We start from the raw sequence: 12,384 nt of genomic DNA on the forward strand, positions 1-12,384 counted from the left end.
ACTCGTAATCAGGAAATTTACAAATTGAAACAAGCAGTATACGAATGACTATCAAAATCACCTAACAATTTGCGGTTTTATTCACCGTTAAACCCCACTACAATGTGCCCCTCGCGTTTGACACGCCTTTGCCCTGCAATTCTATTGAGATAATTCATGACCTCGACTCTTTTAGCCCAGCAATCTCCAGCCGAACTGCCGACGCCACAGAGCATCCTAGAAGATGTTTTTGGTTACCAGAGCTTTCGTGATGGTCAGCAAGAAGTGATCGATGCTGCGGTCGCAGGGCTAGACAGTTTAGTGATTATGCCTACTGGTGGCGGTAAATCTTTGTGTTACCAGATCCCCGCTCTAGTGCGCAGTGGAATAACCTTAGTTATCTCGCCGTTGATCTCCTTGATGAAAGATCAGGTTGACCAACTGAAAGCCAACGGGGTGGCGGCTGAGTGTATTAACTCAACGATGCCGCGTGAAGAGTTAATCTCCGTCTACAATCGCATGAACTCTGGCGCGATTAAGCTTATCTATGTGTCACCCGAGCGAGTATTGATGCGTGATTTTATCGAGCGTCTAGAAGGCTTACCTTTATCTATGATTGCGGTCGATGAGGCGCACTGTATTTCTCAGTGGGGACACGATTTTCGACCGGAATACGCGTCACTGGGTCAACTGAAACAGTACTTTCCGCACCTGCCTGTGATGGCGCTGACCGCGACAGCGGATGATGCGACACGTTCTGATATTACGCAGCGACTTCAACTCAACGACCCCCATGTTTACTTAGGTAGCTTTGACCGACCGAATATTCGTTACACCTTGGTAGAGAAGCACAAACCGATTTCTCAGGTGGTGCGTTTCCTTGAAGAGCAGCGCGGTAACTGTGGGATTATTTATTGTGGCAGCCGTAAAAAAGTCGAAATGGTAACGGAGAAGCTGTGCAATAACGGTCTTCGTGCAGCAAGCTACCACGCAGGTTTAGAGGCCGATGAACGCGCCTATGTCCAAGATGCATTTCAACGCGATGATATTCAAATTGTGGTGGCGACAGTGGCATTTGGTATGGGTATCAATAAGCCTAACGTCCGTTTTGTTGTTCACTTTGATATTCCGAGAAACATCGAGTCATATTATCAGGAAACGGGGCGAGCTGGCCGTGATGGCTTACCTGCTGAAGCGATGATGCTTTATGACCCAGCAGATATCAGTTGGTTGCGCCGTATGCTTGATGAAAAAGATGAAGGCCCGCAAAAGCAGGTTGAAGCTCATAAACTCAATGCCATGAGTGCATTCGCTGAAGCGCAAACCTGCCGTCGTCAGGTATTGCTCAACTATTTTGGTGAGTACCGTGACAAGCCATGTGGAAACTGCGATATCTGCCTTGATCCACCTAAACACTTTGATGCGACAGAGCAGGCTCAGAAAGCTTTGTCATGTGTCTACCGAGTCAACCAATCCTTTGGGATGGGGTATGTGGTTGAGGTATTACGCGGTATGCAGAATATTCGTATCCGTGAAAATGGCCATGATAAGTTGTCAACTTATGGTCTGGGACGAGAAAATAGCCATGACTACTGGGTCAGTGTCTTTCGTCAACTGATTCACAAAGGCTTGCTATTTCAAAATATCACCCGCAATTCGACGCTGCAGCTCACTGAAGAAGCTCGTCCGTTGCTACGCGGTGAAATGTCTTTGGAGTTGGCCGTTCCGCGTCTTGATACGGCCGCTCGCGCGGCGAAATCCGATAAATTATCGAGCAAAAATTACGATAAAAAGCTGTTTGCTAAATTACGGAGATTGCGTAAGTCCATTGCCGACGAAGATGGCTTGCCGCCATATGTTGTCTTTAGCGATGCCACCTTGATAGATATGGCGGAAATATTACCGACGTCGTATGGCGAAATGTTGGCTGTAAATGGAGTAGGGCAACGTAAATTAGAGAAATATGCAGATCCATTTTTAGATTTAATTCAGGAGCATTTGACCCACCATGGCTGAAAATCTTATCACTAATGAGCAACAAACGAAGTTTGGCCTGCATACTTATCTGGCAGATGAAGGTCGCATTATCATTCGTTCTCCTCGCTTTGATTTTGATAGTTTTCCCGATTTAGCTCAGCGAATGCTTCAGCTACTCTCGGCTACTGTGGTTGAAAAACAGTGGGATGCGGACATTCACTCTTGGTTGATTGATTTTGAAGGCTGTCAGTTGTTCCTCAAGTCTGAGCACTACAGTGAAAGTCTATGGCTAGAAGCGCTTTCTATCGAAGAGAGTAAAGAAGAGTTGGATTTCCTCGCTTCGCTATTTGAACGTGGTTTCTAAGAAAAAAGAACACGTCAACGATTGCTCGAAAACTCATGCTTGCGGCGATGATTGGTTAATGTATAATCGCCCGCCGCGATATTGTTCACGTTTTATATGGTCAATATCGAGAATTTTTTCATTACATTGTTGGTAAGGCGACTTTCGTTATTACGTAAGTGGTCGATTTGGGTTCCCTCACCCCCAAACCAAACTAAAAAGGTATCGCATGAGTAACTTTACCCCTGCGCAGCAGCGCAAAGCCCTTTTATTATTAGTCCTGTTCCACCTAATTATTATTGCTTCCAGCAATTACTTGGTTCAGCTACCTTTCACCGTCTTTGGTTTCCATACCACTTGGGGTGCATTCACTTTCCCATTTATCTTTTTGGCAACGGATCTCACTGTGCGTGTTTTTGGTGCTCAGCTTGCCCGAAAAATTATTTTTCTAGTGATGCTTCCAGCGTTAGCAGTCTCTTACGCTTTGTCAGTACTGTTCTTTGAAGGGCAGTTCCAAGGTCTTGCACATCTTGGCGAATTTAATCTGTTCGTCGCTCGTATCGCGATTGCTAGCTTTATGGCTTATCTACTCGGTCAGATATTAGATGTTCATGTGTTCAATCGTCTGCGTCAGATGAAACAGTGGTGGGTTGCTCCTACTTGTTCGACTTTGTTTGGTAATGCGCTCGATACCATAGCCTTCTTTGCGATTGCGTTCTACCAAAGCCCTGATCCATTTATGGCTGAGCACTGGACTGAAATTGCACTGGTGGATTACGGATTTAAGTTGGTGATCAGTTTAGGTCTGTTTGTTCCAATGTATGGTGTGCTACTTAACTATCTGGTGAAAAAACTGACGGCGGTTAACCCTGAGTTTAAAGTGGTTGGAGCCAACTGATTTCAGTTTGGAAAGATAAAAAAAGCCCGAGTGATGATGTCTCTCGGGCTTTTTTATTGATTCGAAAATCAGTATTCAACAATCGATAGAGGCCAGCCGATATCACTTTGACGGTTAGCTTCAATCTCAAGCTCTGCGGCGGTCAGTGGGTTGGCTTTTAGCCATTCAGACTTGATAGTCAGTGTTAGCTTGTCATCATTAGAACCAAAGGTAATGTTTGGCTCAAGATCAGGATTACGGCGATGAGTAAGCAAGACCGCTAAGCGTAACAGGCGCAATACCCGTTTGGCGCTTGAACCTGAAAGAGCGTGTTGTTCTGGTAAAGACGTTAGCTGCTCACGATAACGTCGTGCCAGTTCACCTAATAGGTGTTTTTGCGCTCGAGTGTAACCAGGTAGGTCAAGTTGCTGAAGTAGATAAGCGCTGTGCTCACCACCTTTCTTATAGTCGATGGTCAAACCGATTTCATGTAGCTTGGCGGCGGTCTCTAATAGGACTTTTGCTTGTGCCTCAGCAATCCAGTCAGGCTGACATTCTGCCAGTAGTCTTGCTGCCATGTCGGCAACTTGCTGACCATAATCAACATCAAGCTGATAACGACTTTGAACACTGCAAATAGTGCGTGCACGAATATCGTCTTGCTTTAGTTCATCCACCATCTCATAGACCAAACCTTCGCGTAGAGCACCGCCAGCAAGTGTCATTGACTCGATTTCTAACAGTTCGAAGATTGCTATCAAGATCGATAGACCACTTGGGAATACCAAGGCGCGTTCTAAAGTTAATCCTTCAATTTCTAGCTCTTCGAGGTGATCTGCCATCATGGCTTGTTTCTGCAAACGCTTGAGTTTGGAGTGGGTGATGACTTCGTCCATACCTTGCGCCAGCATAATCTCTTGAAGAGCTTGAACAGTACCAGAAGCACCAACACAAACATCCCATCCGATTTGCGTGTACTGCTGCAAGATAGGTTGCAGGGTCTCTTTAGCGGCTTGAATCGCATTGTTAAAATTGCTCGCCGTCAGCTGGCGATCTTTAAAATGACGCTCCAACCAAGTGACGCAGCCCATTTTCAGACTAGTCAATGCTTTGGCTTCAAAGCCTTCACCGATAATGAGCTCGGTGCTGGCACCGCCAATATCTACCACTAAGCGACGGCCGCTACCCCCAGAAGTGTGTGCAACACCTTTATAGATTGTTGCTGCTTCCTCTTCACCACAAATGACTTCGATTTTGTGGCCGAGGATCTGGTTGGCTTTCTCAAGAAAAACATCCACATTCGTTGCCGTTCGCAGTGTTGCCGTACCAACGATACGGATGTTTTCCTTGTCGATATCTTGAAGTCGTTCAGCAAAAAGACTCAAGCAGTCCCATCCGCGTTGCATGGCTTCTAGACTTAGCGAGTTATTGTCGCCTAAGCCAGCCGCAAGACGAACTTTGCGTTTTATTTTAGCCATAGTCTGAACGCTGCCATCAATGTGACGCACAACGAGCATATGAAAACTGTTCGACCCGAGGTCGATGGCTGCGTATAGCGGAGATGAAACTGCTTGGCTCATAGACGACTTAAGAATCCTTTTGTTGGCGTGGACGAGAGCGATGGTTCGAACGACGATTTCCTGATCTCGAACCTCCGGTGTTCGTACGACGTTGCTGCTGCGGACGACTTGAACGCATGCGAATAGGTGCCGGTAGATCTTGGATCAGAGCACTAGGGTCGTAATCAGATACAGGGATAGAGTGTTCGATATACTCTTCAATTGGTGGAAGGTTAATTGCGTAATCTTCACACGCGAAACTAATAGAGTGACCGCTTGCGCCTGCTCGTCCAGTACGACCGATACGGTGTACGTAATCTTCGCAGTCGTCAGGTAGATCAAAGTTGAATACGTGCGTCACTTGTGGAATATGAAGACCACGTGCAGCAACGTCGGTTGCAACAAGTAAGTCAACTTCACCAAGCGTAAATTGCTCTAGGATGCGCTCACGTTTCTTCTGCGGAACATCACCCGTTAGCAGGCCTACTCGGTGTCCGTCTGCTGCAAGATGGCCCCAGACTGATTCACACTTATGCTTAGTGTTTGCAAAGATGATTGCACGCTCTGGCCACTCTTCTTCAATAAGCGTCTGAAGCAGAGCCATTTTGTGTTCGTTGGATGGGTAGAACAGTTCTTCCTGAATACGGTGACCTGTTTTCACATTTGGCTCAACAACAACGTGCTCAGGATTATGCATGTGCTCGAACGCCAGCTCTTGAACACGGTAAGACAGTGTTGCAGAGAACAGCATATTCAAACGTTCTTTTGGCTCAGGCATGCGACGGAACAAGAAACGAATATCTTTAATAAAACCAAGATCGAACATGCGATCAGCTTCGTCTAAAACGACAGCTTGGATGTTATTTAGGTTAAATACACGTTGCTTGTAAAAATCGATAATACGACCGGTTGTACCGATCAGGATATCGACACCATTCTCAAGCGTTGCTAATTGCTTATCGTAGCTTTCGCCACCATAAGCGAGCGCAGCTTTGATACCTGTACTGGCGATCAAAGGTTCTGCATCGTTGTAAATCTGAATAGCCAGTTCACGCGTTGGAGCCATAATAATTGCTCTAGGCTGATTTGGCTTGCGACCCTCATGTTCAGGCGTCGTCAGTAAGTGGTTAAAAGTAGCAGTTAGGAAAGCCAATGTCTTACCTGTACCCGTTTGGGCTTGTCCTGCGATGTCTTGGCCGGTGAGCAGTACCGGCAACGCCAAAGCTTGAATTGGGGTACAAAAATCGAACCCTTTTTTCTCCAAACCTTCAGTAATTTTAGGGTGTAAACCTAAATCGGCGAACTTTTGCTCTGTGATATGCGTCTTTTTCATTGCTATAGAATATCAGCTTACACTTGCAATACGGAAGTAAATACATTCCAATAGGGCATCTAAATACTGGTTATCATCCAACCAGTTCCGAAAAAACACATTGGAGTGGAAGATGAGTGATAAGATTTTGCAGCTAACTGATGACGGTTTTGAAACCGATGTAATTAACGCTGCAGGCCCAGTTCTTGTAGATTTTTGGGCAGAATGGTGTGGTCCATGTAAGATGATCGCGCCTATTTTGGACGAAATCGCTGACGAGTACGAAGGCAAACTCACTATCGGTAAACTAAATATCGACCAAAACGCAGGTACTCCACCTAAGTTTGGTATTCGTGGTATCCCAACGTTGCTTCTATTCAAAGATGGTAACGTGGCTGCAACGAAAGTAGGTGCGCTATCAAAAACTCAACTAAAAGAGTTCTTGGACGCAAACCTATAATCAGTTACCCAATAAGGCCGTGCATTTTATCTAATGCACGGTTTTGTTTTTGAACACCAACAAAATCTAGACTAGGCTAGTATTTAGTGCTAGTTTATCGCACGTTAAATAAACAAGTTTCTCTTCTTGGTCGATCCTGTGACCAAATCCATCTTAACCAAAAAAACAGATCCTATTTTGACTAAACAAGTATCCACCACCATGAATCTAACAGAACTGAAGAACAGACCTGTGTCTGATCTTGTCAAACTTGGCGAGAGCTTAGGCCTTGAAAACCTTGCGCGTCTAAGAAAACAAGACATTATCTTCGCGATCCTTAAAGCGCACGCGAAAAGCGGTGAAGATATTTTTGGCGACGGGGTTCTGGAAATACTTCAAGACGGCTTTGGTTTCTTACGTAGTGCGGATAGTTCGTACTTAGCTGGCCCAGACGATATTTATGTATCACCAAGCCAGATCCGTCGCTTCAACCTACGTACAGGTGACTCTATTGCCGGTAAAATTCGTCCACCTAAAGACGGTGAACGTTATTTTGCACTTTTAAAAGTCAATACAGTTAACGATGACAAACCAGACAACGCGCGTAACAAGATTCTATTTGAAAACTTGACGCCACTACACGCTAACGAGCGTATGGTGATGGAGCGTGGTAACGGTTCGACAGAAGATATTACTGCTCGTGTTCTAGACCTTGCTTCGCCAATCGGTAAAGGCCAGCGTGGTCTGATTGTAGCGCCACCTAAAGCGGGTAAAACAATGCTGCTGCAAAATATTGCACAGAGCATTGCTTACAACCACCCAGAGTGTGTGCTGATGGTTCTTCTTATTGATGAACGTCCAGAAGAAGTAACTGAGATGCAACGTCTAGTTAAAGGTGAAGTGGTTGCATCAACGTTTGATGAGCCAGCGTCTCGTCACGTTCAGGTTGCTGAAATGGTTATCGAAAAAGCGAAACGTCTTGTTGAACACAAGAAAGACGTTGTAATCCTGCTTGATTCGATTACTCGTCTAGCACGTGCGTACAACACAGTTGTTCCTTCATCAGGTAAAGTTCTTACTGGTGGTGTTGATGCTAACGCATTGCACCGTCCTAAGCGCTTCTTCGGTGCAGCTCGTAACGTAGAAGAGGGCGGAAGCCTAACTATTCTAGCAACGGCACTTGTGGATACGGGTTCTAAGATGGACGAAGTTATCTACGAAGAGTTTAAAGGTACAGGTAACATGGAAATCCACCTGAACCGTAAGATTGCAGAAAAACGCGTTTTCCCAGCGATTGACTTCAACCGCTCAGGTACTCGTCGTGAAGAGTTGCTAACTAAGAACGAAGAGCTACAGAAAATGTGGATCCTACGTAAGATTGTTCATCCAATGGGTGAAACCGATGCGATGGAATTCCTAATCGATAAGCTTGCTATGACCAAGACGAATGATGAATTCTTTGACGCGATGCGCCGTCAATAAGCATTAAATGATCTTGATAAACGCCACCTTTGCTAGGTGGCGTTTTTGTTTGCATTATCTAGTGATTGCGAGCACAATGGATTGAAATGTTACAAGGAGGTTAACATGCAACAAGGAATGTTGTCGTCGGTACTCCTGTCTGTTTTGATACTGCTTGGGGTTCCGCCTGTCACTGCAACTGAGATGCAGCCGCAGCGTATAGAACAATGGCTTCAAGAGCCACAAGTGCATGATAAAGTGGCTGAGCTACTCTCTTTGGCTATCGAAGATGATATTGATGGCCTTAACTTCGCTCTACAAAGACTCTCACTTCCTGTCCAAGAAGTGTCTCGTTATCTATTGCTCAAAAAGATTGAAGACCAAAACCTGATCATGACGCCTAAAATGGCGCTGTTTGTTGAGCAACAAAAATCAATGGTGCCTACTTATCAGCTCTTAGAAAGAGGTGAGGGCTATGAGTTTACTGTGCCTGCTTTCAACTATCCTGCCATCGCCAATCGACTGTTAAAACAATGGCATCAAGACCAATCCACACTGGCATTCGTATTAGAGGCAGAAAGAGGAGAGCTGGTTCTTAAGCAATGGTTACAAGGAAGTGAATATCAGGTTCAGGCTCGAGAAGCTTTGTTGATTAGAGAACTCGATAGCCTATCACCAGAAGCCATTACTCGTCTTTGCCAACAGCTGACTCGTGAAGCGGTAATCAGCTGGCTTCCATCTTCGGCAGTAATGGTTCGTCTAGCGCAAGTAAGTGAAGATCCGGGAGTGTATAAGTTGCTCTGGTTAATGAAGGCAGACTTTAACAGTGAATCTGAATTGGTTCGCTTAGCTAAGGTTGGTAATGATTTTTCGTTAAATCAGGTGATCCAAGCTGCGCAGAATCCGAGCTTGAAAGAAGCTGCAATTACAGAGTTGACCAAAATAAGACCGATGTCTAAAGAGGTAAAAGAGTTTTTAATTACTCGAATGGCGATTTCTGATGATGCGAGATTTATTGCTGGCGAGTTAGCTCGTCAGGGTTACTCATCTTGGCTAGAAGAGTTGGCTAGTACCAACCAAAAAGTAAACAGTCGAGCAATTTTAAGTGTTATCGGCCAGTAATCATTGATGAAATGACCACATAAAAAAGAGGGATCGGTCGATTCCTCTTTTTTGTTATACTGCATGCAGATTAACCAGCCCATTAGTAGGCCTATGAGTTTTAAGGATTTACGCGATTTTATCGCTCATCTAGAGCAAGAAGGGAAGCTGAAACGAATTTCCCATCCTGTTGACCCTCACTATGAAATGACAGAGATCAGCGATCGAACGCTTAGAGCGGGTGGTCCTGCACTGTTGTTTGAAAATCCCATTGGCTATGACATGCCAGTCTTAACCAACCTATTTGGCACACCGGAACGAGTGGCTATTGGTATGGGACGTCAGGATGTCAAAGAGTTGCGAGAAGTAGGTAAGTTGCTTGCGTATCTAAAAGAACCTGAGCCGCCTAAAGGCTTTAAAGACGCACTCGATAAGTTGCCGGTCTTCAAACAAGTTCTGAATATGCCCGCTAAACGCTTGCGCAAGGCACCGTGTCAGGAGATCGTTTGGCAGGGTGATGATGTTGACCTTGATAAAATTCCAGTAATGAGTTGCTGGCAAGATGATGTAGCACCATTGCTTACTTGGGGGCTAACCGTCACTAAAGGGCCAAATAAAAAACGCCAAAACTTAGGCATCTATCGCCAACAGAAAATTGCGAAGAACAAAATTATCATGCGCTGGTTAGCGCATCGCGGTGGCGCTTTAGATTTACGTGATTGGATGGAAACTCATCCAGGTAAACCATTCCCTGTATCCGTTGCCTTTGGTGCTGACCCTGCGACTATATTAGGTGCGGTAACACCTGTACCTGATACATTATCTGAGTATGCGTTTGCCGGTCTGCTACGTGGGAAGAAGACAGAAGTGGTGAAATCACTCAGCAATGATCTTGAAGTTCCTGCCAGTGCCGAAATCGTCATGGAGGGCTACATTGACCCGAACGAATTTGCCGATGAAGGGCCGTACGGTGATCATACTGGCTACTATAACGAGAAGGAAAAGCACCACGTCTTTACCATCACTCATATCAGTATGCGCAGAGACGCCATTTATCACAGCACTTACACAGGTCGTCCGCCTGATGAACCTGCCGTATTAGGTGTCGCTCTCAACGAAGTCTTTGTGCCGATACTGCAAAAACAGTTCCCTGAGATAGAAGATTTCTATCTGCCACCTGAGGGCTGTTCATATCGAATGGCAGTAGTGACAATGAAGAAACAGTACCCTGGTCATGCTAAGCGAGTCATGATGGGGGTATGGTCGTTCCTACGTCAGTTCATGTATACCAAATTCGTTATTGTATGCGATGAGAAGGTGAACGCACGCGACTGGAATCAAGTCGTTGAAGCGATGACGCAACATATGGAGCCGACTCGTGATACCTTGTTTATCGAAAATACACCCATCGACTCATTAGATTTTGCGTCTCCGGTCGTTGGCCTTGGCTCTAAGATGGGGCTCGACGCAACGATTAAATGGGATGCAGAGCTTGCATCATCGCAGGGTAGCGAGAGTCAGCATACAGCACTTGATGAGGCGGCGATTGCTGCATTTATCGAAAGCCACCCTGAAGTGGTTGATTTCTATATTCCAGAGAAAGCACGTAACAACGGCTTTGCCATTGTAACAATGAAAAAGACGCGTTCAGGCCAATCGCAAGAACTCGCCAAGAAAGTAGAAGACTACTTATTGCAGCATGGGGAACCTAAGTTTGTCATTCTGTGTGATGAAGATGTCAATGCCAAAGACTGGAACGATATTATTTGGGCTGTAACGACACGTATGGATCCTGCTCGTGATACCAAACAAGTTCAGCAAACGGATAAACACCTTTCTCGACTTGTTCTTGATGCAACCAATAAGATTGAAGGTGAAGAAGTCGTACGAGAATGGGGTACACCTATCAAGAAAGATCCACAACTTGTGGCGAAAATCGATGCGTTTTGGGATAAGTTGAGTATTCTATGAGCCATTCCGTCATTCTGCTTCCAGACAATATACAATTTGAAGTACAGAATGGACAAACGGTGTTGGAAGCCGCGCTCAACAATAACATTCGCTTCCCCCACCGTTGCCAGGTTGGCGCATGCGCCGCCTGTTTATGTCGTAAACTAGAAGGGAAAGTCTCTTATCACCTGGAACCAATGCTCACAGAGAAAGAGCAACAGCAGGGTTGGATATTTGCCTGCCAAGCCTTCGCAGAAAGTAGATTAGTGCTTACTTTTGAAGAGTAAGCGAGAGGAAGACCATGACTATTCAATGTAAAGTAAAGTCAATTCAGCCGTTGGCTTGCAATACTTACCAGATCTTATTACATCCAGAGAGCCCTGTTAGCTTTAAAGCTGGCCAATATCTAATGGTTGTAATGGGAGAAAAAGACAAACGCCCATTTTCAATCGCCAGCAGCCCTTGCCGACATGAAGGAGAATTAGAACTTCATATTGGTGCTGCCGAACACAACGCTTATGCCCACGAAGTTGTTGAAGCAATGAAAGCTGCACTGGAAAATGATGGCGAAGTGACAATAGACGCGCCTCATGGTGATGCCTGGGTGAGAGAAGCGAGTGAACGACCAATATTGCTCATTGCTGGTGGCACTGGCTTTAGTTACGTTCGTTCGATCTTGGATCATTGCTTGGCTCAAAATAGAGAGAACGAAATCCATCTATACTGGGGTGGGCGTGATGAACGCCAACTTTATGCAAAACAAGAATTAGAAGAGATTGCTAGCAAGAGCAGTAATGTCCACTTTATCCCTGTTGTAGAAGAAGCTGGGCAAGAGTGGCAAGGGAAGGTTGGAAATGTCTTACAAGCCGTTGCTCAAGATTTCGAGTCACTTGCGCAGTACGACATCTATATAGCGGGACGCTTTGAAATGGCGGGCGCAGCGCGAGAACAATTCACGCTTAACAAGCAGGCGTTAGCTGAAAACATGTTTGCTGATGCGTATGCCTTTATCTAAAACCTAGATAAGATGGTTAAAAAGGGAGCGTTTTGCTCCCTTTTTTAATGGTTTTGAATATAAATTCATCGAACGGTCTTTTTTTTCAATTTAATTTGAAAAAGGGCTTGCGCTTAAAACTCAACTCCCTATAATGCGCATCCACTGACACGGCAGACGCCACAAGGCCTCAGCGGTAAATCAGTAAAGCCAACTAGCAAAATTTCGAATTGAAAAGTTTGAAATAAAAAGTTCAAAAAAGTGTTTGACACTTAGAATTGAAACGCTAGAATGGCTGCCTATTCCGAAGTGATGTTGGTCACAAAGAAGAGAAGCTCTTTAAAAATATAAACCTATCAATCTGTGTGGGCACTCGTTGATGATAATCCAAT

11 protein-coding genes are annotated in these 12,384 nt (G+C 45.1%); 9 read left to right on the top strand and 2 right to left on the bottom strand.

Annotation, left to right across the window (positions count from 1 at the left end; translation table 11 throughout):
- The first annotated feature begins 156 nt into the window (after positions 1–156).
- From recQ to ACQEXP_RS19875, 3 genes are all read left to right on the top strand, one after another.
- Positions 157–1,995, top strand: coding sequence for an ATP-dependent DNA helicase RecQ (recQ, locus tag ACQEXP_RS19865; RefSeq protein ID WP_426971339.1), 1,839 nt, complete (start codon positions 157–159; stop codon positions 1,993–1,995).
- Positions 1,988–2,320, top strand: a complete 333-nt coding sequence (locus ACQEXP_RS19870; RefSeq protein ID WP_426971340.1) for a DUF3630 family protein — start codon at positions 1,988–1,990, stop codon at positions 2,318–2,320. Before recQ ends, ACQEXP_RS19870 begins: the two co-directional genes overlap by 8 nt.
- A 208-nt stretch (positions 2,321–2,528) precedes the next feature.
- Positions 2,529–3,197 (top strand): 7-cyano-7-deazaguanine/7-aminomethyl-7-deazaguanine transporter, encoded by a 669-nt coding sequence (locus ACQEXP_RS19875; RefSeq protein WP_269378097.1) that lies wholly within the window; start codon positions 2,529–2,531, stop codon positions 3,195–3,197.
- 68 nt (positions 3,198–3,265) lie between these two features.
- Here ACQEXP_RS19875 and gppA read toward each other — a convergent pair whose 3' ends face one another.
- Both gppA and rhlB read right to left on the bottom strand, forming a co-directional pair.
- Positions 3,266–4,756, bottom strand: a complete 1,491-nt coding sequence (gppA, locus tag ACQEXP_RS19880; protein ID WP_426971341.1) for a guanosine-5'-triphosphate,3'-diphosphate diphosphatase — start codon at positions 4,754–4,756, stop codon at positions 3,266–3,268.
- 7 nt (positions 4,757–4,763) lie between these two features.
- Positions 4,764–6,068, bottom strand: a complete 1,305-nt coding sequence (rhlB, locus tag ACQEXP_RS19885) for an ATP-dependent RNA helicase RhlB (RefSeq protein WP_269378095.1) — start codon at positions 6,066–6,068, stop codon at positions 4,764–4,766.
- 112 nt (positions 6,069–6,180) lie between these two features.
- On the opposite strand from rhlB, the gene trxA reads away from it, so the two are divergent.
- The 6 genes from trxA (at position 6,181) to fre (ending at position 12,013) form a co-directional block, all read left to right on the top strand.
- Positions 6,181–6,507: a thioredoxin TrxA gene (gene trxA / locus ACQEXP_RS19890; protein WP_426971342.1), complete on the top strand. Its 327-nt coding sequence runs from the start codon at positions 6,181–6,183 to the stop codon at positions 6,505–6,507.
- Between the two features lie 201 nt (positions 6,508–6,708).
- Complete coding sequence (gene rho, locus ACQEXP_RS19895; RefSeq protein ID WP_138971480.1) at positions 6,709–7,968, top strand: transcription termination factor Rho; 1,260 nt, start codon at positions 6,709–6,711, stop codon at positions 7,966–7,968.
- A gap of 105 nt (positions 7,969–8,073) precedes the next feature.
- On the top strand, positions 8,074–9,069 hold the full coding sequence (locus ACQEXP_RS19900) for a hypothetical protein (RefSeq protein ID WP_426971343.1): 996 nt from the start codon (positions 8,074–8,076) through the stop codon (positions 9,067–9,069).
- Positions 9,070–9,162: 93 nt separating this feature from the next.
- On the top strand, positions 9,163–11,019 hold the full coding sequence (gene ubiD, locus ACQEXP_RS19905) for a 4-hydroxy-3-polyprenylbenzoate decarboxylase (RefSeq protein WP_426971344.1): 1,857 nt from the start codon (positions 9,163–9,165) through the stop codon (positions 11,017–11,019).
- Positions 11,016–11,285: a 2Fe-2S iron-sulfur cluster-binding protein gene (locus ACQEXP_RS19910; RefSeq protein ID WP_269378092.1), complete on the top strand. Its 270-nt coding sequence runs from the start codon at positions 11,016–11,018 to the stop codon at positions 11,283–11,285. Before ubiD ends, ACQEXP_RS19910 begins: the two co-directional genes overlap by 4 nt.
- Positions 11,286–11,299: 14 nt before the next feature.
- Positions 11,300–12,013: an NAD(P)H-flavin reductase gene (fre, locus tag ACQEXP_RS19915; RefSeq protein ID WP_426971345.1), complete on the top strand. Its 714-nt coding sequence runs from the start codon at positions 11,300–11,302 to the stop codon at positions 12,011–12,013.
- Positions 12,014–12,384: the final 371 nt, after the last annotated feature.

The sequence above is a fragment of the Vibrio sp. TRT 1302 genome (assembly GCF_050113875.1).
In the GTDB taxonomy this organism is placed as follows: Bacteria; Pseudomonadota; Gammaproteobacteria; order Enterobacterales; family Vibrionaceae; genus Vibrio.